Annotated in this window: 25 protein-coding genes; 13 read left to right on the forward strand and 12 right to left on the reverse strand. The window is 72.6% G+C overall.

The window, feature by feature from the left end; all coding sequences use genetic code 11:
- The first annotated feature begins 4 nt into the window (after positions 1–4).
- From AC5R91_RS04950 to AC5R91_RS04975, 6 genes are all read left to right on the forward strand, one after another.
- Complete coding sequence (locus tag AC5R91_RS04950; protein WP_495395928.1) at positions 5–1,465, forward strand: dihydrolipoamide acetyltransferase family protein; 1,461 nt, start codon at positions 5–7, stop codon at positions 1,463–1,465.
- Positions 1,466–1,589: 124 nt separating this feature from the next.
- Positions 1,590–2,534, forward strand: a complete 945-nt coding sequence (pheA, locus tag AC5R91_RS04955; protein ID WP_495395929.1) for a prephenate dehydratase — start codon at positions 1,590–1,592, stop codon at positions 2,532–2,534.
- A gap of 362 nt (positions 2,535–2,896) precedes the next feature.
- Positions 2,897–3,844 (forward strand): ParA family protein, encoded by a 948-nt coding sequence (locus tag AC5R91_RS04960; protein ID WP_495395930.1) that lies wholly within the window; start codon positions 2,897–2,899, stop codon positions 3,842–3,844.
- Positions 3,845–4,138: 294 nt separating this feature from the next.
- A complete protein-coding gene (locus tag AC5R91_RS04965) occupies positions 4,139–5,380 on the forward strand; it encodes an IS256 family transposase (RefSeq protein WP_495392706.1) in 1,242 nt (413 codons plus the stop codon).
- Positions 5,381–5,567: 187 nt separating this feature from the next.
- Complete coding sequence (locus AC5R91_RS04970; protein ID WP_495395931.1) at positions 5,568–6,152, forward strand: type II toxin-antitoxin system antitoxin SocA domain-containing protein; 585 nt, start codon at positions 5,568–5,570, stop codon at positions 6,150–6,152.
- Between the two features lie 32 nt (positions 6,153–6,184).
- Positions 6,185–6,763, forward strand: coding sequence for a Fic/DOC family protein (locus tag AC5R91_RS04975; protein WP_495395932.1), 579 nt, complete (start codon positions 6,185–6,187; stop codon positions 6,761–6,763).
- 169 nt (positions 6,764–6,932) lie between these two features.
- Here AC5R91_RS04975 and AC5R91_RS04980 read toward each other — a convergent pair whose 3' ends face one another.
- Complete coding sequence (locus tag AC5R91_RS04980; protein ID WP_495395933.1) at positions 6,933–8,189, reverse strand: FAD-dependent oxidoreductase; 1,257 nt, start codon at positions 8,187–8,189, stop codon at positions 6,933–6,935.
- Positions 8,190–8,284: 95 nt separating this feature from the next.
- Here AC5R91_RS04980 and AC5R91_RS04985 point away from each other — a divergent pair, with 95 nt between their 5' ends.
- Both AC5R91_RS04985 and AC5R91_RS04990 read left to right on the forward strand, forming a co-directional pair.
- Positions 8,285–8,953 carry a TetR/AcrR family transcriptional regulator gene (locus AC5R91_RS04985; RefSeq protein ID WP_495395934.1) on the forward strand — a complete coding sequence of 223 codons (669 nt, stop codon included), beginning with the start codon at positions 8,285–8,287 and terminating at the stop codon, positions 8,951–8,953.
- Complete coding sequence (locus AC5R91_RS04990; RefSeq protein ID WP_495395935.1) at positions 8,950–9,291, forward strand: nuclear transport factor 2 family protein; 342 nt, start codon at positions 8,950–8,952, stop codon at positions 9,289–9,291. The genes AC5R91_RS04985 and AC5R91_RS04990 overlap by 4 nt, the downstream gene beginning before the upstream one ends.
- A 51-nt stretch (positions 9,292–9,342) precedes the next feature.
- Here AC5R91_RS04990 and AC5R91_RS04995 read toward each other — a convergent pair whose 3' ends face one another.
- The 5 genes from AC5R91_RS04995 to AC5R91_RS05015 form a co-directional block, all read right to left on the reverse strand.
- The gene (locus AC5R91_RS04995; protein ID WP_495395936.1) at positions 9,343–10,392 is read right to left on the reverse strand and encodes a TolB family protein; all 1,050 of its coding nucleotides are present in this window, start codon (positions 10,390–10,392) and stop codon (positions 9,343–9,345) included.
- Entirely contained in the window at positions 10,383–10,838 is a 456-nt protein-coding gene (locus tag AC5R91_RS05000; protein ID WP_495397894.1) for an MFS transporter, read from the reverse strand. Before AC5R91_RS05000 ends, AC5R91_RS04995 begins: the two co-directional genes overlap by 10 nt.
- Positions 10,727–11,494 (reverse strand): MFS transporter, encoded by a 768-nt coding sequence (locus tag AC5R91_RS05005; protein WP_495395937.1) that lies wholly within the window; start codon positions 11,492–11,494, stop codon positions 10,727–10,729. The genes AC5R91_RS05000 and AC5R91_RS05005 overlap by 112 nt, the downstream gene beginning before the upstream one ends.
- A gap of 6 nt (positions 11,495–11,500) precedes the next feature.
- Complete coding sequence (locus tag AC5R91_RS05010) at positions 11,501–12,385, reverse strand: alkaline phosphatase family protein (protein WP_495395938.1); 885 nt, start codon at positions 12,383–12,385, stop codon at positions 11,501–11,503.
- Positions 12,386–12,664: 279 nt separating this feature from the next.
- Positions 12,665–13,309 (reverse strand): helix-turn-helix transcriptional regulator, encoded by a 645-nt coding sequence (locus AC5R91_RS05015; RefSeq protein ID WP_495395939.1) that lies wholly within the window; start codon positions 13,307–13,309, stop codon positions 12,665–12,667.
- A 139-nt stretch (positions 13,310–13,448) separates the two neighbouring features.
- Between AC5R91_RS05015 and AC5R91_RS05020 the strand changes: the two genes are divergently transcribed.
- A complete protein-coding gene (locus tag AC5R91_RS05020; RefSeq protein ID WP_495395940.1) occupies positions 13,449–14,228 on the forward strand; it encodes an NAD(P)H-dependent oxidoreductase in 780 nt (259 codons plus the stop codon).
- A gap of 17 nt (positions 14,229–14,245) precedes the next feature.
- Here the strand turns inward: AC5R91_RS05020 and AC5R91_RS05025 are convergent, their stop codons facing one another.
- From AC5R91_RS05025 to AC5R91_RS05035, 3 genes are all read right to left on the reverse strand, one after another.
- Positions 14,246–15,118, reverse strand: coding sequence for a DUF4097 family beta strand repeat-containing protein (locus AC5R91_RS05025; RefSeq protein WP_495395941.1), 873 nt, complete (start codon positions 15,116–15,118; stop codon positions 14,246–14,248).
- An 85-nt stretch (positions 15,119–15,203) separates the two neighbouring features.
- Positions 15,204–15,779: a toxin-antitoxin system HicB family antitoxin gene (locus AC5R91_RS05030; protein ID WP_495395942.1), complete on the reverse strand. Its 576-nt coding sequence runs from the start codon at positions 15,777–15,779 to the stop codon at positions 15,204–15,206.
- A gap of 592 nt (positions 15,780–16,371) precedes the next feature.
- Positions 16,372–17,613: a cytochrome P450 gene (locus tag AC5R91_RS05035; protein ID WP_495395943.1), complete on the reverse strand. Its 1,242-nt coding sequence runs from the start codon at positions 17,611–17,613 to the stop codon at positions 16,372–16,374.
- Between the two features lie 231 nt (positions 17,614–17,844).
- Here AC5R91_RS05035 and AC5R91_RS05040 point away from each other — a divergent pair, with 231 nt between their 5' ends.
- Positions 17,845–19,095, forward strand: coding sequence for a cytochrome P450 (locus tag AC5R91_RS05040; RefSeq protein WP_495395944.1), 1,251 nt, complete (start codon positions 17,845–17,847; stop codon positions 19,093–19,095).
- Between the two features lie 72 nt (positions 19,096–19,167).
- On the opposite strand, the gene AC5R91_RS05045 is transcribed toward AC5R91_RS05040, so the two are convergent.
- The 3 genes from AC5R91_RS05045 to AC5R91_RS05055 are packed head-to-tail and all read right to left on the reverse strand — an operon-like array spanning position 19,168 to position 22,867.
- Positions 19,168–20,445, reverse strand: coding sequence for a cytochrome P450 (locus tag AC5R91_RS05045; protein WP_495395945.1), 1,278 nt, complete (start codon positions 20,443–20,445; stop codon positions 19,168–19,170).
- 12 nt (positions 20,446–20,457) lie between these two features.
- A complete protein-coding gene (locus AC5R91_RS05050) occupies positions 20,458–21,921 on the reverse strand; it encodes an FAD-dependent oxidoreductase (protein WP_495395946.1) in 1,464 nt (487 codons plus the stop codon).
- Complete coding sequence (locus tag AC5R91_RS05055; RefSeq protein WP_495395947.1) at positions 21,911–22,867, reverse strand: PDR/VanB family oxidoreductase; 957 nt, start codon at positions 22,865–22,867, stop codon at positions 21,911–21,913. The genes AC5R91_RS05050 and AC5R91_RS05055 overlap by 11 nt, the downstream gene beginning before the upstream one ends.
- Positions 22,868–23,047: 180 nt before the next feature.
- Here AC5R91_RS05055 and AC5R91_RS05060 point away from each other — a divergent pair, with 180 nt between their 5' ends.
- From AC5R91_RS05060 to AC5R91_RS05070, 3 genes are all read left to right on the forward strand, one after another.
- Complete coding sequence (locus AC5R91_RS05060) at positions 23,048–24,247, forward strand: acyl-CoA dehydrogenase family protein (protein ID WP_495397895.1); 1,200 nt, start codon at positions 23,048–23,050, stop codon at positions 24,245–24,247.
- Positions 24,248–24,423: 176 nt separating this feature from the next.
- Positions 24,424–24,966 (forward strand): PaaI family thioesterase, encoded by a 543-nt coding sequence (locus AC5R91_RS05065; protein WP_495395948.1) that lies wholly within the window; start codon positions 24,424–24,426, stop codon positions 24,964–24,966.
- Positions 24,963–25,925 carry an alpha/beta hydrolase family protein gene (locus tag AC5R91_RS05070; RefSeq protein WP_495395949.1) on the forward strand — a complete coding sequence of 321 codons (963 nt, stop codon included), beginning with the start codon at positions 24,963–24,965 and terminating at the stop codon, positions 25,923–25,925. The genes AC5R91_RS05065 and AC5R91_RS05070 overlap by 4 nt, the downstream gene beginning before the upstream one ends.
- Positions 25,926–26,153: the final 228 nt, after the last annotated feature.

A 26,153-nucleotide genomic window follows, 5' to 3' on the forward strand; every position in this document is an offset into this window, starting at 1 on the left:
GCCCGTGGCCGCGGTACGCGCCTTCGCCCTTCCCGACCTCGGTGAGGGGTTGACCTCCGCCGAGGTGGTCCGCTGGTTCGTCGACGTCGGGGACGTCATCACCGTCGACCAGCCCGTCGCCGAGGTGGAGACCGCCAAGGCCGTCGTCGAGGTGCCCTGCCCCTACGCCGGCGTCGTCACCTCCCTCGCCGGCCCCGCCGGCACCGGCGTCCCCGTCGGCGCCGCGCTGATCACCGTGGCCGTCGACGAGCCGGCGACGGCCACCGCGGCCCCGGGTTCCGCCGCCAGCTCCGGATCGGGCTCCGGAGCGGGGACCGGGTCCGGTTCAGGGTCGAGGTCGGGTTCGGGGAACATCCTCGTCGGCTACGGCGTCAGCACCGAGCCGTCCCGGCCTCGCCGCCGGCGGGTCGGCACCATCCCGACCCCACGGCCGGCCATGCCCTCCGGGCCGCCGCGATCGTCCGGGCGGTCCGGGTTGGCGGGATCGGCAGGGTTGGCGGGATCGGCAGGGTTGGCGGGATCGGCAGGGTCGGCGGGATCGGCAGGGTCGGCGATGCTGGCCGGCTCGTCCGAGCCGTCGGGGTCGGCCGTGCGGACCGCGGTCGCGGTCGTGTCGCCGCTCGTGCGCCGCCTCGCCCGCGACCACGGCGTCGACCTGCAGGTGCTGACCGGCACCGGCCCGGGCGGGTTGATCATGCGCCGCGACGTCGAGGCCGCCGTCGGGGACCCGCAGGCCCCCGCGCCGCGCCCCGCCGAGTCCGATGCCACCGTCGTCCCCCTCGACGCGATCGGGCGGCGGGCCGCGGAGACGTTCACCCGCAGCCGGCGTGAGGTGCCCGACGCCACCTGCTGGGTCGACGCCGACGCCACCGGCCTGCTCGCCGCCCGCGACGCCCTCAACACCGGCGGCGCCGAACCGAGGATCGGGCTGCTGGCGATCCTCGCCCGCGTCTGCGTCGCCGCGCTGCTGCGCGCGCCGGAGCTGAACTCCTCCGTCGTCACCGACACCGGCGGCCGCGCCACCGGCGTGCGCCGCCACGGCGGCGTCCACCTGGGGTTCGCCGCGCAGACCCCGCGCGGGCTGGCCGTGCCGGTGGTACATCACGCCGAGGACATGTCCACGGCCCGGCTGTCCGCCGAGCTCACCCGGCTGACCGCGGCCGCCCGCGGGGGCCGGCTCACCCCCGCCGAGCTGACGGGCGGCACGTTCACGCTGAACAACTACGGCGTCTTCGGCGTCGACGGGTCCACGCCGATCATCGCCCACCCGCAGGTGGCGATGCTCGGGGTCGGTCGGATCGTTCCCCGGCCGTGGGCGGTGGACGGCGCGCTGGCCGTGCGCAGCGTCGTGCAGCTGTCGTTCACCTTCGACCACCGGGTGTGCGACGGCGCCACCGCCGGGGCGTTCCTGCGCTTCGTCGCCGACGCCGTCGAGGACCCCACCACGCTGCTGCGCCACCTCTGAAGCCCGTCCGCCGCTGAAGCCCGCCCGCGCAACCCGATCAGCACACGACTCGCCACGCAGCATTCGACCTTCCACGCAGCGCCCGACGACGAGCGCTGCCCGATCCGGTCCCAGGAGGTCTGACTTGCCTGCCCAGGCCCGCTACACCTACCTCGGCCCCGAGGGGACCTTCAGCGAGGCCGCGCTCCAGACGCTGCCGGAGGCGGCGACCGGCGAGCTGGTTCCCTCCGCCTCCGTGACGGCGGCACTGGACGCGGTACGCAGCGGCGACGCGGCCGGCGCGCTCGTGCCGATCGAGAACTCCGTCGAGGGCGCCGTGACCACCACGCTCGACGAGCTCGCCACCGGCAGTCCCCTGATGATCTACCGGGAGGTGCTGCTGCCGATCAGCTTCGCCCTGCTCGTGCGGCCCGGCACCACCCTCGAGGACGTCAAGACGGTCACCGGCCATCCGGTGGCCCAGGCCCAGGTGCGCCGCTGGCTCGCCGCGAACCTGCCGCACGCCGAGTGGGAGTCGGCCGCGTCCAACGCCGAGGGGGCGCGCCTGGTCCGCGACGGGCGCTTCGACTGCGCGTTTGCCGGGGAGTTCGCCGGCCGCCTCTACGGTCTGGAGGCGCTGGTGACGGACATCAACGACGCCGCCGACGCCACGACCCGCTTCGTCCTGCTCGGCCGCCCCGGCCGCATCGCCGCACCGACCAGGGCGGACAAGACGTCCGCGGTGGCGTGGCTGACCGAGAACCACCCCGGCGCGCTGCTGGAGCTGCTCCAGGAGTGGGCCGTGCGCGGGGTCAACCTGATGCGGATCGAGTCCCGGCCCACCGGCGAGGGCCTCGGCCAGTACTGCTTCTCCCTCGACGCCGAGGGGCATGCCAGCGACCGCCGGGTCGGTGAGGCCCTGATGGGGCTGTACCGGATCTGCCCGAAAGTGCGCTTCCTCGGATCGTATCCGCGGGCCGACGGGGTGGCCGCGTCCGTGCGCGCGCAGGTGTCGGACCGCGAGTTCGCCGCGGCGACCGACTGGCTCTCCCGCTGCCTGGACGGCCGCGGCGACGAACGGGAGCCGTGACCGGCCGCGCAGGGGCGCCCGATGCGGCCACAGCACCAGCCGGAAGGAGCCTGTCCGCACCGGCCGCACACCGCCGGGACGGGCCGGCGCGGAGGATGCCCGGCGCCGTCGCGCAGGACTCCCGGGCGGCTCGGCACCGCCGCACCGGGCGGTGGGCCCATCGCCCGATTTGGCCACCCCGCCGGCCGGGCGGACCGGCGCGGCGGGCCGGCGCGGCGGTGTACCTCCCAGGCCACGGGACCACATCCGCGGCGGCCGTAGTCTGCTTGTGAGCCGGACACGGAGCAGTTGCCGGTCCGGCCAGGCACGAGGAGACGTCACCGCGCGGTCGGGCGGGGCGCACGACCGGGAGCGAGGATGCGGTGAAGGTCGTGGCGATCGCCAGCTACAAGGGCGGGGTGGGCAAGACGACGCTCACCGCGAACATCGGCGCCGCCATCGCCCGGCTGGGCCGGCGGGTCCTGCTGATCGACCTGGATCCGCAGGCGAACCTCACGTTCTCCTTCTACCAGCCGGAGGCCTGGCGATCCGAGCTCGCCGACCACCGCAGGACCATGAAGGCCTGGTTCGAGTCGTGGCGGCCGGAGACCATCCCGCCCCCGCTGGCCGGCTACGTGACGACCCCGCAGATCGCCGCCGCCGCCGTCGCCGAGCGCGGCGGCACGCTGGACCTGCTCGCCTCGCACCTGTCCCTCGGCGACATCGAGATGAACCTCGCCGCCCACCTGGGCGGGGCCCAGGCGCACCGGTCCACCCGCCACTACTTCGACGTCTACCAGCGCCTCGCCACCGGGCTCGCCTCCCCCGGGATGGGCGACTACGACCTGGTCCTCATCGACTGCCCGCCGCACTTCGGGGTGATGACCCGCGCCGCGATCGCCGCCTGCGACCACGTGCTCATCCCGGCCCGCCCGGACAACTTCTCCGCGCTCGGCATCGAGCACCTGCTGGGCAAGCTGCGCCGCTACGTCTGGGAGTACAACCGGGTCGCGGACCTGCAGTCCGGCGTGCATCCCGCGGCGAAGCGCCTCGAGCCGCGCGTGCTCGGCGTCGTGCTCATGATGGTCCAGTACTACCGCGGGCAGCCGACCAGCTTCCTGCGGCCCCACATCCACCAGGCCGCCAGCCTCGGGGTCCCGGTGTTCGAGTCGATGGTCCGGTTGAGCACCCGCAGCTTCGCCGGCTCGGCCGAGACCGAGCTGCCGGCCGTGCTCGGTCCGGACGTGCCGGGCGAGGTGGTCGGGGAGCTCGTCGACGTGGTCGAGGAGTTCCTGCGCCGCCTGGCCGCAGACGCCCGCTCGACCGCCTGAGCCCCGGCTGTCCCACCGTCGGCCGGTCCGCCATCCGTGGACGTCACCCGAGCCTTGCGGGTGGGTCGCGCCTACCCCAGACAGCAGAGGGGTAGTTGCGACATCCGATCTGAACCAGAGCCATAGGTCGGTGACCAGGCGATATGGCGCGACGCCGACAGTTGAGTCCACAGACGTGGTGTACGGGTTGTGATCGTCTGACGACTCGCCGGAGTGGCGGTCCGTGACGTGGGACGGCCACCGCGTGATCCTCTCGAGAAACATGCGAAGGCAACTCGATGAGGAGGAAACGCGATGGCCGTGCGTCCGACTGTGACCGACGCCGACGGGCTGGGCAAGGAACTGGTGGCGGCGAGTCCGGATCTGTTGGGTTCGATGGTGAAGGCGTTTGCGGAGGCGTTGATGGGCGCTGAGGCAGATGGGATCTGTGGTGCGGAGTACGGGGAGATATCACCGGATCGGACGAATCGTCGGAATGGGTACCGGATGCGGGAGTGGGACACGCGCGCCGGGACGATTGATCTAGCAATTCCGAAGCTGCGGTCCGGTTCGTACTTCCCGGAATGGCTGCTGACACGCCGGCGGCGGGCGGAACAGGCGTTGATCTCGGTGGTCGCGACGTCCTATCTGCTCGGTGTTTCCACGAGAAGAGTGGACAAGCTCGTGGAACAGCTCGGGGTCGCGCATATCTCGAAGTCGCAGGTGTCGGAGTTGGCGAAGCATCTCGACGGCCAGGTCGAGGCGTTCCGCTCGAGGCCGCTGGACGCCGGGCCGTACCGGTTCGTGCAGGCGGATGCGTTGACGATGAAGGTCCGCGAGGACGGCCGGGTCGTGAACGTCCACTGCCTGCTCGCGGTCGGGGTCAACGGCGATGGGCACCGGGAGATCCTCGGCCTCGACGTCGTGTCCAGCGAGGACGGGGCCGGCTGGCTGGCGTTCTTCCGCGGGCTGGTCGCCCGCGGCCTGTCCGGGGTCCGCCTGGTGACCTCGGACGCCCACCGGGGCCTGGTCGCGGCGATCGGGGCGACGCTGCCGGGCGCGTCGTGGCAAAGATGCCGGACGCATTACCTGCGCGACTTGTTGACGTTCACACCGAAGTCGTCGCAGCCGTGGGTCGCAACATTGGTCCGGACAATCTTTGATCAGGCGGACGCGAACGAGGTGGCCGTGCAGTTCGACCGGGTCGTCGACGCTCTCACCGAGAAACTACCGCGCGCCGCCGCACATCTGGAAGAGGCGAAAGCGGATCTGCTCGCGTTCACCGGCTACCCGCGGGAGATCTGGCGGCAGATCTGGTCGTCGAATCCGCAGGAACGGCTGAACAAGGAGATCCGCCGGCGGACCGACGTCGTGGGTATCTTCCCGGACCGTGGTGCGATCATACGTCTCGTCGGCGCGGTCCTGGCCGAGCAACACGACGAGTGGATCGAAACCCACCGCTATTTCGGCCTGGAAATCCTCGGGAAAGCCGACGCGGGGAACACGCCGGCCGACACACCCGAGATCAGCGTGACACCAGAAACACTCACCGCATAAACTAAACCAAGGATCACGCGGAGTCACCCTCCGTACACCACGCCACCGGACGTGACCACGCCGACACGCCCCTCAGGGGTAGGAGTTCTACCCCCGGGGGTAGAATTGCAGATACCAGAGATCTGGTAGGTCGACGAAATCCGCTCTGCAGACCTACGTGACGGGGGGCTGGGAGGTGGCATCGGGGATGGCAGAGGACGTGAACGATGTCGCCTCACTGATCATTACGAGCCTCGGCCCGATGGACACCTACCGCCTCCACAAGTTGGTCTATTACTCTCAGGCGTGGCACCTGGCCTTCCATGGGGAGCCTCTGTTCACCGACGAGGTTGAGGCATGGGCCAAGGGGCCCGTCGTACGACGCCTGTACCGGCGCCGGGCCTTCGGCGTGATCTCATGGCCGGCGGGCGACCATCGGCGGCTCAGCAGCCAGGGCCGCGAAGTGATCACGTGGGTCATGAAGACCTACGGTCACTTCAGTGGCGACGAACTCTCACGGATGACCCATGCGGAGGCTCCCTGGCGTCTCGCGCGGGCGGGCATCCAAGACGGTGATCGTTCGGAGGAGCGGATTGACCAGACGATCATGCGGGACTACTACTGCCGTCTCCGCATGTCTCCTGACGACGCCGTGGCTGCGGCAGTGGGCAACTCGCGGCTTGAGGGCTCGGAACCGTCGGCAAGCGAGGTAGAGCGTCTGCATCAGATCGCAAGCGGGGAACGCACGGCAGACGACGTCGTGTCGGAGATTTTGGCCAAGTATCGTCGGTAGGTCACCCAACCTCGGAGGCCTGATCGCCGACCGTGACCGACGCCGACTCATACTGCTGGCCTGGTACCAACTGCCCGAAGAACCATCTCGGGATCAGGGATCCCGACGAGCTCGCCACGATCGAGGCAGAGGTCTCCCGGGCCCGGGACACTGCGCTGGCCCTGGGTGTTCTGCCCGGCGCCTACGACCGCGACCACCTGCAGCGGTTCCACCGTGCACTGTTCGGGGAGGTGTACCCCTGGGCCGGCGAGGTGCGCACCGTGGGGCTCTCGAAGCTGGGGCACCCCTTCTGTCTCCCGCCGTTCATCTGCGATCAACTGGACACGCAGTTCGCGGCTCTCGCGGAAGACCGGTACCTGCTGGGCCTCCGCCGGACAGCCTTCGTCCCTCGGTTCGCCGAACTCTACGGTGAGATCAACGCCATCCACCCTTTTCGCGAGGGTAACGGTCGGACGCAGAGAGCCTTCTTGCGCCAACTCGCGGCCGCAGCCGGTTGGACGGTGCGGTGGACGGACCTCGGCAAGGAAGAGAACGACGGAGCCTGCCACCGCTTCCGCCATCACTTCGAGGCCGACGAGCTCACAAGCCTCCTCGATCCGATCATCACCTAGATTTCGTAGGTGGCCTGGAAGTCCGTGAAACTGGGCTGATCGTAGGTGCTGACCAGGCAGGGGAATCGCTGAGAGTCCTGCGCCGCGCGAGGCCGCGTCAATGCTGGCCGCCGGCGGCGGCGATCTCGTTGCCGCCGATGAAGGAGGATCTGACCGAAAGCCGTTCGAGTCAGGCGAGGGCGACGGTGGTGAGGATGTCGGGGGAGAACGCTGCGGCGGGCAGCGTCCAGGGGCCGGCGTGGACCGCGCCGAGCGCGGCGCCGAGGTCCGGGCGCTCGCGCAGCAGCCTCGTCATCCGCCGGCGCTTCGCCGCCCGCTCGGGCATGCCGAACGCGGACAGCAGATCGGTCAGCGCGGTGGCGAAACGCAGCCGCGCCATCCGCTCGCCGCGTTCCTCGGCGTAGCCGCGCAGCGTCTGCGGGGTCCAGGTGGGGGTGTCGAGCAGGGCCTCGGCGAGCACCCGGGTGTCGCGCAGGGTGATGCTCAGCCCCTGGGCGGTGACCGGGTTGCTCCAGCCGGCGGCGTCGCCGAGCAGCGCGATCCCGGGTCGCAGCGGATTGTCGGTCCAGGCGTCGGTCATGGGGAAGGTCGCGCACGGCCCGGCCGGGGTGGCCTCGGCGAGCGCGTCGGGGCACGGCAGCGCCGGCGAGCGGTACGCCGCCAGGAAACGCGCCACCCGCTCGGGCCCGTTGAACCGCTCGGGGTCGGTCGCGTGCCGGGCGATGTAGAGCCGGATCAGGTCGGCCCCGCGGGGCACGACGACGTACTGGTTGCGCCCGTCGACGCCGAGGGTCGTCTCAGCGCGGTCCCACGCGCCGCCGTCGTCGACGAGTAGCCCGGTGAGCATCACCCGCGGGGTGGTCACCGTGATCGGGATGCCGAGTGCCGTGCGGGTCGCGGAGTTCTTGCCGTCGGCGACGACGACGAGCCGGGTGCGCAGGGTGTGGTGCGCCCCATCCAGCTCGTAGGTGACCGACGGCGCCGGGCCCGGTTCCACCGTGGAACGCCCGACCCCCCGCACGACCGTCGCGCCGGCCTTGGCCGCCGCGGTGGCCAGCGCCTCGCGCAGCTCCGGATGGCCCACCCCGATGATCCCCGGGGCGCCGGGAACGGCCGTGGACAGGTCCATCGCGGCGGAGCGGGCGCGTTCGACGGTCAGCATCTCGTCGTAGGGCACCATCCGGCTGATCACCGACGCGCCCTCTGTGCCGAGCACCGTGTCGCCGAGGCCCAGCTCGACGGCCTCGCGAAAGCCCCACGGCGCGATCGCCTCGCCGCGGATCTGGTCGCGGTAGACGCGCTCGCGTTCCAGCACCGTGACGCCCAGACCCGCCGTGGCGAGGCGGGCGGCGAGCGCGCAGCCGCCCACCCCGCCCCCGATGACGACGACGTCGTTGTCCAGGTCGTCGTCGATGTCGCTGCCCATTCCGGCCTCCCTCAGGTCATGACCGCGGTGATTTACTATGGCATAATGAAGCCGGAGACGGTCCACGACTCGGGTCCGAGGAGGGGAGGCGGCCGGTGGCACGCAGGCGCGGCGGGACGCAGCCGGCGCCGCTGACCCAGCGCGACGTGCTCGACGCCGCGCTGCGCGTGGTGGAGCGCGGCGGGCTCGGCGGGCTGACCGTGCGCGCCGTCGCCGACGAGCTCGGCGTCACCCCGCCCGCGGTGCACTACCACCTGCGCGGCGGCGAGGACCTGGCCGACCGGGTCGTCGAGGCGGTCGCCGCCGACATCCGCATCGAGCTCGATCCGGCCGCGCCCTGGGTCGACCAGTACGTCGGGCTCGTCACCGCGATGGACGAGGCGTTCCGGCGCTACCCCGGCACGGGGATGCGGGCGCTGACGGCGTCGCGGCCCTCCGCCGCGGCCGGCCGGCTCACCGGCACGGCGCTGTCGATCCTGCGCACCGCGGGCCTGCCGGAGCCCGCGGCGGTCGAGCTGTTCACCGCCACCTACCTGCTGTTCACCGGCTGGCTCGCGGCCCGGGGTCTGATGGCGGCGGGCGGCACGCATCCGAGCCTGGCCGCCGCCGGCGTCAGCGGGCCCGGCCTGGACGACCTTTCGACGCTCGAACGCGCCCTGCGCCGCGTGCTGGCGACGGTGCCGGCGGCCGCGCCGCCCGTCGCCGACCGGATCGACCCGGCGGGCCCGGCGCGGCCCGCCCTCACAGAGGAGTCACGCACATGAGCGACACCACCGTCATCGACGACTACTTCGCCGGCTGGAACAAGCAGGACACCGACGCGATCCTGGCCACCCTGACCCCGGACGTCGTGCTGGAGGACGTTCCGACCGGCCACGGCGCCACGGGGACCGACGAGGCCCGCGCGTTCATCGACGGCGCGCTGAGCCAGACGGCGGGCACCACCTACGACGTCGTGACCACCCTGTCCGACGGGGCCACCTACGCCATCGAGTGGGTCATGCAGCCGGCGGGCATCCGCGGGTCCTCCTTCGGCTCGCTGCGCGAGGGCCGGATCGCCGTCAACCGCGACTACTGGAGCCTGCCCCGCAAGTCCGCCTGAGGGGCCCGGTCAGCCGAGCCCGGTCAGCCGGGCCATGTCAGCCGGGCCATGTCAGCCGACCACGGCGGGAGCCAGCGCCGCCGTGGTCAGCCGCCGCGGGCTGCCGCCGCCGTCGGCGGGCACCGTCCACAGGTCGCTGCCGTAGTCGCCGGGCAGGGCGTAGGCGAGGGTGCGGCCGTCGAGCCAGAGCGCCTGGTCGTCGACGTTGCGCCGCTCGGCCGGGGCGGTCTCGCGCATCGTTCGCAGGTCGAGGACGGTCAGCCGCCACGGCGCGTCCGCGGGCAGGCCCGCCACCCGCTTCTTGAACGCCAGCCGGGTGCCGTCCGGGGACAGCGACGGGCATTCGACGTTCGCCCGCAGGGTGGTGACCGTGCGCGCGGTGACGTCGCCGCGCACCAGGTAGGTCTGCCCGCCGGTGGCGAGCGTGGCGTAGAAGTGGGTGTCGTCGGCGAACGTCACCCCCCAGAAGTTCACGTCCGGGCTGCGGTAGGTCCGGCCGTCCCGGACGATCCGGTAGTCCTCCAGGCTGCCGTCCAGCCGCCAGGTGCGGGTGTCGAGGATGGAGGTCCGGGTGGAGAACGACGAGCTGTCCGCGTAGGAGTCGCCGCCGACGAACACGGTCCAGGCCACCATGCGCCCGCTCGGGGAGACCCGGGACCGGGTGGGGATGCCGCCCAGCGGGAAGTCGCGCCGCTCGTGCAGGGCGGCGTCGAGGACCACCGCCCGGTAGCTCTCCCCCACCACGCCCGGCACCCGGCGCAGGCAGATGCCGGTGCCGCCGGCGGCGTGGAAGCGCAGGCAGCGCACGCCGGAGGCGGTGCGGGTGCCCGCCGGGTCCGCGGCCGGCACCGACACCAGCTCGTCGCGGTGTGGTCCCCAGCCCATCGTGCGGAACACCAGCCGCTCGCCGGAGACCGCGCCGCCGTCCGCCATGGCGGTGAGCGACACCTGGCCGGCCCGGACCGCGGGCCCGCCGGCCTGGTCGTCGGCCCGGCTCGCCGCCCGACCGGACGCGTGCACCACCGCCGCGGTGGCGACGCCGGCCAGCACCACCACGACCGCGAGCAGTACGCCGAGGCGGACGCGGACACTCACGGGCACGGCTGCCTCCCCTGGTCGGGCGCGGATCGGGCGGGGCGCAGCGCGGCGGCGGCCACAGTGCAGACCGCCAACGCCGCCGCGGCGACCGCCAGGGCGGTGTGGTCGCCCCAGGCCGTCCACGCGGCACCGAACATCAGCGAGCAGGCGAAGCGGGCGCCGGCCTGCCCCGTCTGGACCAGGGCCAGCCCGCTGGAACGCAGCCGCGCCGGGACCGCCCCGGCCGCGGCGGCCATGAGCACCCCGTCGGTCGCCGCATAGAAGGCGCCGTGCAGGACGAGCACGCCGATGGGCAGCACCGCGCCCCGCACCGGGGCGAGCACCAGCCCGTACGCGATCAGCAGGCCGCCGTGCCCGGCGAGGAACACGGCCCAGCGGCCGAACCGGTCGGCGGCGCGACCCAGCGGGATGGCCAGCAGCAGGAACGACGCCGACGTTCCCAGTGGCAGTAACGGGAACCACTCGACGGACAGATCCAGGTCGCGTTGCAGAAGCTGACCGTGAACACCGCGTCGAACCCGTCGGCGGCCGCGCGCATGACAACGAACGCGACGACCGGCCCGAGCAGGGCGCCCGCGGTGTCCATCGCCCGGTGTACGCCGAAGGAGCGGCCCTGGGCGTCCGGCGGGGCGGCCAGCGAGATCATCGCGTCCCGCGGGGCGGTGCGCAGCCCCTTGCCGGTCCGGTCGACGGCGAGGACCGCGCTGATCGTCGGCAGAGTGTGCGCGAGCAGCAGCGCCGGCTTGCAGAGCGCCGACAGGCCGTACCCGACGGCGGCGGTCGCCTTGTAACGCCGGCCGCGGTCGGCGAGGTGGCCGCCGACCAGGCGGACCAGGGCGCTGGCGCCGTTGTAGATGCCGTCGAGCAGCCCGAAGCCGAGCGGGGACAGCCCCAGCTCGGTCACCAGGTACAGCGGCAGCACGGCGGTGACCATCTCGGCGGAGACGTCGGTGATGAGGCTGACCGCACCGAGGACCAGCACGGTGGCGGGCACGGCCCCGCGCACGATCCCGGACGGCGTGCGGGCGCTCGTCGGGGCCGGCAGGCCCGGGGTGGTCCCCGAGCCTGCCGGTGTGGTGATGGTGCGGGTGTCCGCGACGTACACGGGTCGCTAGCTCCAGATGCCGGTGATGTCCGATGCGCTCGACGCGTTCCCCGCGTGCGTCGTCAACCCGCTGAGGTCCTCCAGGGTGCGCAGCAGGTTGTAGTGGTTGTAGGTCGTCGACGTGCTGCTGCCCGCGGTGACGTGCTGCCCGTAGAACACCGTCGGGATCCGGTTGCCGCTGCTGCTGTTGTCCTCGTCGAAGGTGACCACGAGCAGGCTGTTGTGGGTGCTGGCCCACGTCGCGTACGCACTGAGTTTGTTCTGCAGCCAGGTGTCGCCCGTGGCGACCGAGCAGTCGTGCATGTCGTTGCACAGGTTCGGAACGACGAACGAGACCTTCGGCAGCGTCGAGTAGTCGGTCGGGAACTGTGTGAAGGTTTTCGCGGTGCTCGTCGGCACATTGCTGAAGGCAAACCACGGGTTGTGCTTACGCGCGTACTTCGTGGAGCTGTTCGTGCAGACCGTGGACCCCTGCGACGGCAGGCCCTCGTTGTAGCTGCCGAAGGTCTTGCCGGCGGCGATCAGCTCGGAGCCGAGGTTGGCGGCGCTGCTGAATCCGGGGGTGTAGCAACTGTCGTCGGTCACGCCCTGCGTACCACCGGAGAACAGCGCCAGGTAGTTGGGCTGGCTGGGGTGGGTCAGGCCGTAGGACTGGGTGAGGTTCGCGCCGCCGCTCTTCAACGAGTTGATGTACGGCGCGCTCGAGGAACCGATGACCTGCGAGTAGGCGTGGTTCTCGAACACCACCACGACGACGTGGTCGGGCGCCGGCAGGCCTGCGGCCTGGGCGGGGGCGGCGGCCCACAGGCCGAACAGGGCGGCCGCCAGACTGGCCGCGCCGAGGGAGCCCAGCGCCAGACGCGCACGCCGGACACGGGTGAGAACGGACAAGGTGAGACCTCCGGCAGTTACGAAGGAATCAGCGCGGGCCCTCGCTGAAGATCCACGTCAGGTTAGGGGGTCGACCGACCATGGTCAGTACTAGGCAGAGGAAGACGAGATAAACAGACGAGTGCGTTGCGGCGCCTTCCCGTCACCCGCTCATAACCTGACCCGGAGTCGGGTAGGCCGAGGTAGACCGATCGCTTCGAGAAAACATCCACGATCGATCTACAATCACAACGGAGAATCAATCGACACGGGGTTCTCCGACCACGGTCGAAGCGATCGTCACCCGATTCGTGCCCGCTTGGGGCGGTTCGCGAGGGCCTGGGCGTTCACTGCGGGATGCGCGTCACCGCCGTCCGCGTCCAGGCCCGCGAGCAGGCGCAGCCCGTCCTCGGCGGGGCTGTCGGGGGCCGCGGACAGCACCAGCAGCTCCATGCCTGAGGCGTCGGGTAGGGCGAAGTTCTCCTGGTGTAGTTCCAGCAGTCCGACCAGCGGGTGCCGGTACGCCTTGCGTCCATGTGTGCGGGCGCGCACGTCCGCGCGGGCCCAGAGGCGGCGGAAGCGCTCGCTGCCCATCGCCAGCTCGCCGATGAGCGAGGCCAGGCGGGGGTCCTCGGGGTATTTGCCGGCGGCCAGGCGCAGGTGCCCGACGACGTCGGGGGTGCAGTTCTCCCAGTCCGCGTAAAGGCCGCGTTCGGTCTCGTCGAGGCCGAGGACGCGGGCGAGCGCGTCGAGGACCTGCTCGGAGGGCTGGGTCGCGCGGCCCTGCTCCAGGCGTACGTAGTAGTCGACGCTGACTCCGGACAGGTGCGCGATCTCCTCGCGGCGCAGCCCTTCGACCCGGCGGCGTCTGTCGGTGGGGATGCCGACGACCGCCGGGTCGACCCGGGAACGCCGGGTCCGCAGGAAGCCCGCAAGATCGTCCATGCCTCCGAGTATGGCCTCGGTGGCGTCCGTGCAGGTGGTCCTGTCGCTACCAGGAAGTCCCGTCCGACGGAAGTGGCGCCCCTGAACGCCGGGCGCCGCGGCGCCCAGGATCGAAGGCACCCGATCCGAAGGAGTTCCCGTGAATACGCTGATCGTCTACGCCCACCCGGAGCCGACGTCGCTCAACGGCGCGCTGAAGGACCTCGCGGTGTCCACCCTGGAGACCGCCGGGCACGAGGTGCGGGTGAGCGATCTGTACGCGATGAACTGGAAGGCGGCCGTGGACGCCGCGGACTACGGCCCCGACGCCTCCCGCCCGCTGAAGGTCGCCCTGGGCTCGGGCCGGGCCTTCGACGCCGGGACGCTCACCCCGGACGTCCTCGCCGAGCAGGAGAAGCTGCGGTGGGCCGACAGGATCATCTTTCAGTTCCCGCTGTGGTGGTACACGATGCCCGCCATCCTCAAAGGCTGGGTGGACCGGGTGTTCACCTACCACTTCGCCTACGGCGTCGGCGAGCACAGCGACACCAGGTACGGCGAACGCTTCGGCGAAGGCACCCTCGCGGGCAGGAAGGCTCTGCTGTCGGTGACCGCCGGCGGCCCGCAGTCGCATTACGCCGCCCGCGGGATCAACGGCCCCATCGACGATCTGCTGTTCCCGATCCACCACGGCATCCTGTACTACCCGGGCATCGAGGTGCTGCCGCCGTTCGTGCTGTACGGCACCGACCGGATGACCGGCGAGGACTACCCGGACGTCGCCAAGGCCTGGGAGCAGCGCCTGCTCACCCTGGAGTCGACCGAGCCGATCGCGTTCCGGCGGCAGAACTTCGGTGACTACGACCTCGGCTCGCTGCACCTGAGGGAGGGACTGGAGCCCGCAGGCCGCACGGGTTTCGGGCTGCACGTGCGCGGCTGACCGCCCGGCCGTCGCGCCTACCCGGCCAGCGCCGGCGGGAGGGCGGCCCGGGAGCGGTGGACCAGGATGTTGCCGCGGCCGGAGAGGGCGCGGATCTCGACGGTCTCGTCGGTCGGGGCCGGGCGGTCGACGGCGGCGATCTCGCTGCGCACGGTGCCGTCACCCGAGCGGAGGTCGAGCAGGGCCGCCGTGCCCGCCCGCACGCCGATGTCGAGCCGGCCGGATCCGGTCACGAGGGCGACGGTGCCCCGCACCACCTCGCCGAGGCGGACATCGGCCGAGCCGGTCCGGGCGTCGACGCCCGCCAGCGCCCGGTCGACGCTGATGACCCCGGCGGCGGTGGCGAGCCGCACGTCGTCCGCCGCCTCGCCGAGGGTGATCGCGCCGCTCGCCGTCTGGACCAGCACCGGGCCGTCGAGCTGCTGGATCCGGACCGCGCCGTTGGCGGTCCCGACATCGGCGCGCCCCCGGCAGCGCCCCACGACGACATCTCCGTTGGCGGTGCGCAGCCGCAGGTCGGCGACCTCGTCCAGGTCGACACCGCCGCGGGCGACCTGGACCGTGCAGTCACCCAGCCGGCCCGTGGCCTGGACACCCGTCCCCGCGCTCGCGTCGAGACGCGAGCCGGTGGGCAGGTCGACCGTCACCTCGACCGCTTCGCCGGTCCCGAACAGCGAACGCAGACGCCTCCTGGGTGCGCGGATCGTCAGCCGGCCGGCGGAGTACTCGACGGCGGTCTCCCGGGCGGCCTGCACGTCGGCGTCGCTGGCCGGCTCGGCCGGGCGCACCTCCACGACGGTGTCGGCGCGATCGCTCGCCCGGATCCGCAGGCTGCCGACGCCCAGCTCGACGACGGCGAGGATCGGTTCAGGGGTAGCAAAACTCGGCATGGTGCATCTCCTTCTTCTGTGATCGGCTTTCAGTGATCGGCTTTCAGTGATCGGCCTTGAGTGATCGATGTGGCCCCGCGGCCGGCTACCGAACCCAGCCGCGGTACCGGCGCCCGTGCTGATCGGCTCCCCCCGTGCCCGGGCGTCTGGGTGCGCCACCGGGGTCGAGCGCGGCGCCGACGGCGCGCACGAGCCAGGCGTTGACGGACAACCCCTCGCGCTCGGCCGCCTCGTCGATGCGCGGCTTGAGATGCTCCGGGACGCGCAACGTGATCCGCGACGTCCGCCCCTCGTCACCCTCCCCCGCACCCGGCTCAGTCCCGCCCGGCCCAGCCCCCACCAGCCCAGTCCCAGCGGCCACCATCCCGGCGGACGGTGTGACGCCATCCGTGACGTCATCCCCGGCGCCCTGGACCATCGGCGGTGGCGTCACCACGAAGTCGGCATCTCGGCCACGCAGCCGGACCTCGACCGATCCCGGCGCCAACTCACGGCTGATCTCATCCGCGGCCGCCGACAACGCCTCCAGCAGGGCGAGCCTGGTGGCCGACTCCAACGGCCCGACGAGCCGCTCGGCCAGCGCAAGCGCGTCCGGGCCACCCGCCTGCGCAGCGACCGCAAGCTCCCGGCGCAAGTCCTCCACATATGACCCAAGGTCCATGACGCCATTATGACGTCATATAGACGCCAGAATCAAGCCCGGATGCCGCCATCCCTGGACGGCGGCGCGTCACTGCCGTCGAGGCATCCCGCGGCACCTCTACGACAGGCGGTCCAGGGCGGGCTGGGCCCACAGGCCCGGCTCATCGTCGCGACCGCAGGCCGTGGCGGACGCGCCAGTCGGCACCGCGCTGGTCGCCGCCGGCGCGGATCATGTCCGGCGCCGACGGAAACCGCGCTGGTGCGGACTGCTACGTCCTGCAGGACCCGGTCGAGCGCCGCCCGTCCCGCCGGACCCCACGCCGGCTTGCCGCCGGGCAGGCCGCGGTCCCCGTTCTGGCCCATCAGCATCAGGAAGAGGCTCTTCAGCGCGGCCAGCCCGCGGGCGCGCCGGACCGTCGCCCGCGGCCGAGGTGTGTCTGGCGAAGTGCACCAGTTCCCGGGTGTGGGAGTCGATGTCTCCTGCCCGGTACGCAGCATGGCTGGCAGCGGGCTGCCCCTGAGCCACGAGCGGTCGCGGTTCCGCGGAACCGCGCCACAGCACCTCGCCAGCGGGCTCGCGGCGTGGCCGCCGACCGATCTGCGCAGCAGGCTCAACCGGCGGGGTGGAGGCGGACCTGCAGGGCGTCGACGCCGCGGACGGCGAGGTGGGGGCGGTAGGTCGGCTCGGCGGTGATCTCCAGCCGGGCGACGCGGTCGAGCAGGGCGGTCAGCATGGTCTCGGCCTCCAGGCGGGCCAGCGGGGCGCCGAGGCAGTAGTGCAGGCCGTGGCCGAAGCCGAGGTGGCGGGCCGCGGGGGCGGACGCCGAGGCGTAGCGGGTCAGGTCGAACCGGTCGGGGTGCGGGAAGGCCGCGGGGTCGCGGTGGGCGGCGCCGGCGACGAGGATGATGCCGTCACCGGCGCGGAACGACTCCCCGGCGAGCTCCGTGTCGGCGAGCGCCGTGCGTCCCGTCCACTGGACGGGCGGGTCGTAGCGCAGCGTCTCCTCGATCGCCGCCGGCACGAGCGCCCGGTCCGCCCGCAGCGCCGCGTACTGGCCCGGGTCCCGGGCGAGCGCCAGAGCGGCGTTGGCGACCAGGTTCACGGTCGTGTCGTAACCGGCGACGAGCAGCAGGACGCAGATCTCGAGCAGCTCGTCCGCGCTGAGCCGGTCGCCCTGTTCCTGCACGGCGATCAGGTCGCTGAGCAGGTCGCCCGCGGGTTCGTCGCGGCGGCGGGCGATGAGTTCGGCGAAGTAGTCGGCGAACGCCCGGGTGGCCTCGGTGCGCTGGGCCCGCTCCACCGGGTCGAGGACCTGGTCGGGGTCGAGGCCCCGGGTCAACGCCGACGCCCAGCCGCTGAAGACCTTCTCGTCGCGCGCCGGGACGCCGAGCAGCGAGCAGATGACCCGCAGCGGCAGCGGCCGGGTGAACGCCTCGACGAGGTCGACCTCGCCGCGGTCGACGGCCGCGTCGAGCAGCTCATCCGACAGCGCCTCGGCCATCGGGCGGAACCGGGCGATCCTCGCCGGGGTGAACGCCCTGCTGACCAGGCGGCGCAGCCGCGTGTGCGTCGGTGGGTTCGCCCGCAGCATCGACCGCAGGCCCTCGTCCTGATCCGTCACCGGACGAAACGCGCTGGCCTCCATCGGGACGTGGCCCCAGGCGGGATCCTGCAGGACGCCGACGCAGTCGGCGTGCCGGGTGAGCACGCCGAGCCGGGCCGGGGACAGCCAGTGACAGCGGGCCGACTCCCGCAGCGCCTGGTAGAGCGGATAGGGATCGCTGCGCCACCGCGGATCGAAGATCTCGCGCGCGCCGCCGACTTCCGCCAGATCGGCGTGTTCCGTCGTCATGCCACCCCGCTCCACGATGCCGCCCCCGCCGAGTCCGACGCTAGGCCGCGGGGTAAGCCGGTACAGCAGTCGATATCTGCTTCGAATCGACCGATGCGGAATTCCCGTCCGGGCCTGGCGGGCCCTTGACCCCCGCTCGCGCCCGACCCAGGATGACGCCCGCCACCTGCATTTCTCCGCGCGCATACCCGTGTACCTCGGCCGGGTGGCGCATACGAAGGAGCGGGACCCATGACCACAGCGGGGATCGACGGCATTCGGGCCGACGCCCACGACGTTTTCGACACCGCCCATCGGATCGATCCCTACCCTCGGTACCGCCGGCTGCGCGAGGCTGTCGGCCCGACCCCCGTCCGTCTCGGCGACGCCGAGGTGACGCTGATGTCCCGGTTCTCCGACTGCGCCGCGGTGCTGCAGAGCCAGGCATGGGGGCACGGCAACGTCGACCGGCTCAGCCCCTTCTGGGACCAGCAGGCGAGCCTGCCCGGGTCGTTCATCCGGATGGACCCGCCGGACCACCGACGGCTGCGCACGCTGGTCAACAAGGCGTTCAGCGCCCGGATGGTCGCCGACCTCGCACCCATGATCACCAGCCTGGTCGACACGCTGGTGGACCGTGCGCTCGCCGCCGGCGGGCTCGACGTGATCCGGGACCTGTCCGCGCCGCTCGCCCAGGCGATGGTGGGCCAGCGGCTGCTCGGGGTGCCCGCGGACGACGCCGAGATGCTGCGCTCCTGGGAACTGGCCATCGCCCGCGGCACCGACCCCGACGGCCTGCTGTCCGCCGAGGACATCGCCCGGCGCAACGACGCCGGGGCGAACGTCGTCGCCTACCTGCAGGACCTCGTCGCCCGGCGCAAGGCCGACCCGCAGGACGACCTGCTCAGCCGGCTCGTCGCGGTGGAGGAGTCCGGCGAGGTCCTCACCGCGGCCGAGGTCCTCGGCATCTGCGTGCTGCTGCTCGTCGCCGGGATGGAGACGTCGATCAACCTGGTCGGCAACGGCATCCTCGCCCTGCTCGCCCACCCCGACCAGCTCGCGCTGCTGCGCGCCCGGCCCGAGCTGGCCCCGTCGGCGGTGGAGGAGATCCTGCGCTACGACACGCCGACGCAGTTCACGATGCGGGTCGCGCTCACCGACACCACCGTCGGCGAGCGCCGGTTCCGCCGCGGGGACGGAGCGATCGTGCTGATGGGCTCGGCGGGCCGGGACACCGACGTGTTCGACGGCGGCGAGCGCCTCGACGTCACCCGCTACGCCGAACCCGGCCGCTCGCCGCGCCACCTCGGCTTCAGCCTCGGCCTGCACTACTGCCTGGGCGCGCCGCTGGCCCGGCTGGAAGCGACCACCGCGATCCGCACGCTGGTCGAGCGGGCGCCGGCGCTGTCGCTGGCCACCGACGAGCTGTCCTACCAGCCGAGCCTCATCCACCGTGGGCTGAGCTCGCTGCCCGTCGACCTCTCCCCCGCCGCCGCGGCCTGAACCGGCGAAGGGCCGGCGCCGCCCCCTGGTGGAATGTTCCGGGGGAATGACGCCGGCCCTTCGCGGGATTCCTCAGGCGGCGTGGAAGCGCGTGGGGAGTTCGGCCAGGCCGCGGATGAGCATGTTCGGCTTGTACGGCGGCGTGTCGGTGAGCAGCTCCATGTCGGCGACCCGGTCCAGCACGCCGGCGAGCAGCAGCTCCATCTCGAGCAGCGCCAGCGGCGCGCCGAGGCAGTAGTGGTGGCCGAGGCTGAACGACAGGTGCCGGGCGATCGGCTTGGAGGTGTGGAAACGGGTGACGTCGAGCCGGTCGGGGTCGTCGTAGACCAGCGGGTCACGGTTCGCGCAGGCGATGAGCGCGACGATCCCCTCGCCGGGGGCGAACACCTCGCCCCCCACCTCCAGCTCGCGCTTGGCGGCGCGGGTGTTCATGTGGATGGGTGAGTCGTAGCGCAGCAGCTCCTCGACGGCCGGCCCGATCAGCTCGGGACGCTCGCGCAGCAGCGCGACCTGGTCGGGGTGGCGGATCAGGGCCATCATCCCGTTGCCGACGAGGTTGACCGTCGTCTCGTGACCCGCGATGAGCAGCGTCACGCAGGTGCCGAGCAGCTCCTCCTCGGTGAGCCGGTCGCCCGCCTCCTCGACGGCGGCGAGCTGGGTGATCAGGTCGTCGCCCGTCGCCTCCCGGCGCCGGCGGGAGACCAGGGCGCGGAAGTACGACAGGAACTCGGGGATGGCGCGGTTGCGCTCGGCGAGCGCCTCCGGCGTCATCAGCACGTCGGGGTCGAAGGCCCGGGCCAGCGCCTGCGACCAGACCTGCACCAGCGGGTGGTCCTCGGCCGGCACGCCGAGGATCTCGCAGACCACCGTCAGTGGCAGCGGGTAGGCGATAGTGGCGATGAGGTCGAACTCGCCCTGCCGCAGCGCGTTGTCGAGCAGCTCGTCGACGAGGGCGGTGATGCGCGGCCGCAGCGCCGCCACGGTCCGCGCGGTGAACGCCTTCGTGACCAGGCCGCGCAGCCGGGTGTGGTCCGGGGGCTCCATCCACAGGAAGGACGCGGGGAACGCCTCGGCGGGGATGGTCGGGTGGAGCTGGTGGGGCTCGCGGTCGTGGCCCCACTCCTGGCTGCCCAGCACCGCCGCGCAGTCGGCGTAGCGGTTGGCGAGCTTGAGGTTGAACGGGCCGGTGTGCAGGGGCCCGGCGGCGCGCAGTTCGGTGTAGATGGAGTAGGGGTCGTGCCGGTTCGCGGGGTCGAACAGCTTCGCGAGCAGCCGGGCCCCCGTCTGCTCGGGGGACGACTCGTCCGGTCGGTCGAGGGTCTCGGACGACGCGGGTTGGACGGTGACCATGCTGTGCTCCTTCTACGACTGCTCGTGGTGGGGGACGGCCAGGCGGTCACGGATGGTGGGCGGGGATGACGGCGCGATCGCCCGCGGGGCGCCGGGGGCGAGGACCCGGACGGCCAGCGCCGGGCGCAGCAGCGCGGTCGGCGGCTCGGCGAGGTGGACCACGCGCATGAGGGTCCGGGCGACGGCGGGGTCGCGGTGCGCGCGGCGCTGGGCCCGGGCCGCGTAGCTCCCGGTGATCCGGCCCCGCAGGGTGCGCCGGCCCACCACCGCGGGGTAGCGCAGGTCCGAGGAGGTCGCCATGTCCCAGGCGACGTCGAGGACGGGTCCGACCGCGCGGTAGAAGCGGCCCGGCAGTCCGCGCGGGCCCGCGCGCAGGCAGTCGCGCAGGACCAGCGCCTGCTGGGCGGCGACCGTCATGCCCTGCGCGTAGAGCGGGTTGAAGCTGCACAGCGCGTCGCCGACGACCACGATCCCCTCGGGTGGGCGGCGCACGGCCTCGAAGTGCCGGCGCACCGATTCCCGGAACCGGTACGGCACGGCGTCGGTCAGGGGGGTCGCCGCATGGATGAGGTCGGCGATGTCGGGGCTCGGCAGCCGCCGGGCGAACGCGCGGAACCCCTCGTCGTCGGTCGGGGGATGCTCGCCGAGCAGGCCGGCGAGGGTGACGATCCAGCGGTCGCCCTCGACGGCCACCGCGCCCCCGCCGCGCAGGCCCGGGGTGGTGGAGACGATGACGCTGAGGTCGCCGCCGAGGTGCTCGGGGCGGCGCTCGTAGACCCGCGAGGCGTAGCCGAGGTCCACGGTGACGCGCGACGTCGGCGGTGCCGGGTGCCCGGCGGCGGCGAGCCAGTCCAGGGAGCGGGAGTTGCGCCCACTGGCGTCGACCACCAGATCCGCGGCGAGCACCGTCGACGCGCCGTCGCCGCCGCCGGCCCGGATCCGCACGCCGCCGACGCCGCCCTCGCCCACCCCGCCGACGTCAACCAGGCCGATCACCGCGGTCCTCGGTAGCAGGCGGACGCCGGGCAGGGCCGCCGTGCGCCGGCGCAGCTCGCGTTCGAGCAGCGGCCGGCTCGCGAGCACCGACGTCAGCCCGGTGGAGACCGGACCGACGCGGCGTCCCTGCAGGTACCAGCGCCCGCCGACCAGCGCCTCGCTCGTCGGCGCCCCGGCGGCGACGAGCTGCGCGACCAGGCCGGGATGCAGCTCCTCGAGAATCTCCCGCCCACGGTCCATGAGCGCGTGCAGGTGCCCGGCCTGTGGCACCCCACGGCGGGCGCCGAACCCGGCGGCGGGAAGGCCCGCGTCGCCGAGATCGCCCGCGTCGACGGAGCCGGGCAGGTCGTCGCGGTCGAGGACGCTGACCCGGTCGAAGGACTCGCTCAGGACCCGGGCGGCGAGCAGGCCGCCGACCCCCGCCCCGAGGACGACGGCATGCCCGCGGCGGGGTGTCGAGGTCGATCGGTCAGAGGTCAAGGGTCAGCCGCTCCGAACGCGCCCGCGAGACGCAGATCATCATCGTGGTGCCGGTGGCCTGCTCCTCCGCCGACAGCACGGAGTCCCTGTGGTCGACCTCGCCGTCGAGCACGGTCGTCTCGCAGCTCGCGCAGGTGCCCTCGCGGCACGAGGAGGGGACGTCGAGCCCGGCGCGGTCGAGCGCGTCGAGCACCGACTGGTCGGCGCGCACCCGCACCAGCCGCCCGGAGCCGGCCAGCAGCACGTCGAAGGCCCGCTGCTCGGCGTCCGCGCCGTCCGTCGGACGGGGGCTGAACCGCTCGACGTGCAGGCTGCCGACGCCACGGGCGGCGAACGCCCGCTCGGTGGCCGCCAGCAGCGGCTCCGGCCCGCAGCAGTACAGCCGCGCGTCGGCGGCGAGCTCGGCGACGATGTCGTCGACGGGCAGCAGGCCCTCGGCGTCCTCGGGCAGCACGCGCACCCGGTCGCCGTGGCGGGCGAGCTCGGGCAGGAACGCCATCCGCCGCCGCGCCCGACCGCCGTAGTACAGCCGCCAGTCGGCGTCGCGGCGCTCCAGCTCGTGCAGCATCGGCAGCAGGGGCGTGATTCCGATGCCGCCGGCGACCAGCCGATAGGAGCCGCCGGCCACCAGCGGGAAATTGTTTCGCGGGGCGCCTACCTCGATTTCCGTACCCTTCACGACCTGTTCATGGAAGTAGCGCGATCCGCCCCGGCTTTTTTCCTCCAGGAGCACCGCGATTCGCCATGACCGGGTATCGGACGGATCACCGCACAACGAGTACTGGCGGATCTCCCCACCCGGTACCCGAATATCCACGTGGGCGCCCGGAGCCCAGGTGTCGAGAGCCTCTCCTTGCGGGTCCACCAGCACGACGACCAGCACGTTCTCCGCTGCCAGAGTCGCCTCGTCCACCCGCAGGACCGTCCAGCGAGATACCGAACTCACCGGCAAACCGTCTCATGCCAGGCATCACGCGAACAGCGATCAATACAACGGCAATCACCCCATCGAAATCGTCGATGGCCGACGACCGAGCGCGCGGGGCGCGGCAACAATGACCCCGCACGCAGCACTTTTATACCGGTGGGAGCAACCGTGAGCGAGACAGTCGTGAGCGAAACAGTCGTGAGCGAAACAGCGGTCAGGCCCTCCGAAGCATCGAGTCCGCCGGATCCCGTGCTGCTGGCGGAACGCACCGCGCGGTTCATCCGCGACGTCGTCGTCCCCGTCGAGCGCGAGATCGTCGTCGACGGCCGCCGGATGGACGACGCGCTGCGCCTGGAGCTGGTGGCGGCCGCCAAGGACGCCGGGGTGTTCGGCCCGCTGTCGCCCGTCGAGTACGGCGGCTTCGGCCTGGACTTCCGCGGGCAGGCGCACGTGCTCATCGCGGCGGGCGCGAGCCTCGTCGGGCCGCTGGCCCTGCACTGCTGGGCGCCGGACGACGGCAACATCCACCTGCTCGCCGACGCCACCACGCCGGACCAGCGCGAGCGCTACCTGGCCCCGCTCGCCGCCGGCGAGGTGCGTTCGTCGATCGCGATGACCGAACCCGCCCCCGGCACCGGATCCGACCCGAGCATGCTGCGCACCGTCGCCACCCGGGTGCCCGGCGGCTGGTCGATCACGGGCGCCAAACACCTCATCACCGGCGCGGACGGCGCCGCGTTCACGATCTGCGTCGCGCGCACCGACGCCGGCCCGACGATGTTCCTCGTCGACGCGGACAACCCGGGGATGCGGGTGGTGCGCCGGATGCCGACGCTGGACTTCACCAGCGCCCCGGGCGGCCACTGCGAGGTCGCCTTCGACGACTGCCGCGTCGACGACGACGCCGTGCTCGGCGAGGTGGGGCTGGGCCTGGAGTACGCCCAGGCCCGGCTGGCCCCGTCCCGGCTGACGTTCTGCATGAACTGGCTGGGCCTGGCGGTCCGCGCGCACGTCCTGGCCGCCGAGCACGTGCTGGGACGCCACTCCTTCGGCGCCCCGATCGCGGAGCACGGCATGGCACAGGCCCTCGTCGCCGACAACGAGATCGACCTCGCCGCGGCCCGCGCGCTCGTCCACGCGACCGCCGCGACCCTGGACACCCAGGGTGCGACCAGCTCGGCGGCCCGCCACGACGCCGCCATCGCGAAGACCTTCGTGTCCGAGGCGGTGTGGCGGGTGCTGGACCGGGCGGTGCAGCTCTTCGGCGGCCTCGGCGTCTGCGAGGACCACCTCGTCGCCCGCTTCCTCGTCGAGGCGCGCGCCTTCCGCATCTACGAGGGCCCCTCCGAGGTGCTGCGGGCCTCGGTGGCACGGCGGGTGTTCCGCCGCCTCGGCTAGCCCCACCGATCTTGGTGTTCCGCGGAACCGCGCGTCGCGTCTCGGTCCTGGCTACGACTGTCCTGGCTACGACTGTCCTGGCAACGACGGTCCTGGCTGCGACCCGACTCTCGTGATCATGGTGTTCCGCGGAACCGCGTCAGGCGATCCATGTCCATCAGCGGTAGGAGACCCAGGTGAGCAACCCGTCAGTTCTGAGCCCGGCAGCACCCGGTTTCGCGGTCTTCGCCCAGCCGGGCGCGGGCGTGGACTTCGAGCACATCCGGCGGATGGCGAACACGGTGGTGCCGTTCGGCGCGTTCGTCGGCGTCGAGGTGACGGAGGTCGACGCCGACCACGCGGTCGTGGAGATCCCCGACCGCCCCGAGCTGACCAACCAGTTCGGCACCGTGCACGCCGGCGCGCAGTTCCTCGCGGCGGACATCGCCGGCGCGTGCGCGTTCGTCGGGGCGACGGCCGGCCGGATCGCCGACGTGGAATGGCTCGTCGTGCGCGACAGCTGGTCGTCGTTCCGCCGGCCCGCCCGGGGCCTGGTGCGCGCGGTGGGAACCGTCGACGAGCGCGCGGTGCGCCAGCTGCTCGCCGCCGGCCCCGGCGAGCGCGTCGACCTCGACGGCAAGGCGGTGCTGCACGACGCCGCCGGCGCGCTGGTCGCCACCTTCCGCTTCGCCTACGTCGCCGAACTCGCCGCCCCGGCCGGCGCCCCGGCCGCCCCGTGACCGGCCCGACGCCCGGGACGGCGCCCGGCCCGACAACCGGCCCGACAACCGGGACGACGACCGGCTCCGCGCCGCCGCGCCGCTCGGAGTTCTCGTCGCTGGAGGCCCTGCGGGTCGACAGCGTCGGGGGCGTGTCGTTCGTGCTGCGGGTGCTCCCCCACGCCGACCCGGACGCGCCGGTCGTGCTGATCCTGCCCGCGATGGCGCTCAAGGCGAAGTTCTACCTGCCGATCGCGCGGGCGCTGCACGCGGCGGGGGTTTCGGTGGTGACGACGGACCTGCGCGCCCAGGGCGAGTCCACGCCCGGCCTGCACGACCAGCCGACCTTCGGCTACCGCGAGCTGATCGAGGTCGACCTGCCGCGGGTGCTGGCCGCCGTGCGGACCCGGTTCCCCGGGGCGCGGCCGTACCTGTTCGGGCACAGCCTCGGCGGCCAGATCGCCCTGCTGCACGCCGCCGCCGAGCAACCCGCGGGGGGCGGGATCGCCGGCGTCTGCGTCATCGGCACGGGGACCGTGTACTGGAAGGCGTTCGGCTTCCGACGCTGGGCGGAGGCGCTGTACTCGATCCAGACGATCGGCCTGGTCGCGCGGGTGCGCGGCTACTGGCCTGGCGGCATGCTCATCGGCGGCGCCATGCCCGGCCGGGTGATGACGGACTGGGCCCGCCACTCCCGCACCAGCCGCTACCGGCCACATGGGACGACCCGCGACTACGACCGCCTGCTCGCCGAGCTCGACCTGCCGGTGCTGGCCATCTCCCTCGACGACGACCGGCTGGGACCGAAGTCGAACGTCGACTTCCTCTGCCGCCGCATGCCCCGGGCCCGCCTCGACCGGTGGCACATCACCGCCGCCGCCGGCGTCGCCCACCGCGACCACTTCGCCTGGACGAAGGACGCCGCCGTCATCGGCCCCGCGGTCGCGGCCTGGATCCGCGAGCGCCGCAGGCCCGAGTAGCCGGATTCCTCTCGGGCGATTGGAACCTCCAATCGGGGGCGGTCACCGACATATTCGTCGCGATCCGTTCACCAACGATTCACCGAGACCTGCTGAACTGCATCTGCCCGTCGACACGGAATTAATCGACACGTACACGGACCGGGTGCCGGGAATTCATCGGCCAGGGGACAAACCGGTTCGGCACTGGTCCGGCCCCGGCGCGCGCAGGACACCACACAGCTTGTT

Source organism: Frankia sp. BMG5.60 (assembly GCF_059428125.1).

Coding starts and splice junctions, on each gene's coding strand:
- AC5R91_RS04965 (WP_495392706.1), top strand. CDS start 4,139: ATGGCCGTGCGTCCGACTGTGACCGACGCCGACGGGCTGGGCAAGGAA.
- AC5R91_RS04970 (WP_495395931.1), top strand. CDS start 5,568: ATGGCAGAGGACGTGAACGATGTCGCCTCACTGATCATTACGAGCCTC.
- AC5R91_RS04980 (WP_495395933.1), bottom strand. CDS start 8,189: ATGGGCAGCGACATCGACGACGACCTGGACAACGACGTCGTCGTCATC.
- AC5R91_RS04990 (WP_495395935.1), top strand. CDS start 8,950: ATGAGCGACACCACCGTCATCGACGACTACTTCGCCGGCTGGAACAAG.
- AC5R91_RS05015 (WP_495395939.1), bottom strand. CDS start 13,309: ATGGACGATCTTGCGGGCTTCCTGCGGACCCGGCGTTCCCGGGTCGAC.
- AC5R91_RS05025 (WP_495395941.1), bottom strand. CDS start 15,118: ATGCCGAGTTTTGCTACCCCTGAACCGATCCTCGCCGTCGTCGAGCTG.
- AC5R91_RS05030 (WP_495395942.1), bottom strand. CDS start 15,779: ATGGACCTTGGGTCATATGTGGAGGACTTGCGCCGGGAGCTTGCGGTC.
- AC5R91_RS05035 (WP_495395943.1), bottom strand. CDS start 17,613: ATGACGACGGAACACGCCGATCTGGCGGAAGTCGGCGGCGCGCGCGAG.
- AC5R91_RS05040 (WP_495395944.1), top strand. CDS start 17,845: ATGACCACAGCGGGGATCGACGGCATTCGGGCCGACGCCCACGACGTT.
- AC5R91_RS05045 (WP_495395945.1), bottom strand. CDS start 20,445: ATGGTCACCGTCCAACCCGCGTCGTCCGAGACCCTCGACCGACCGGAC.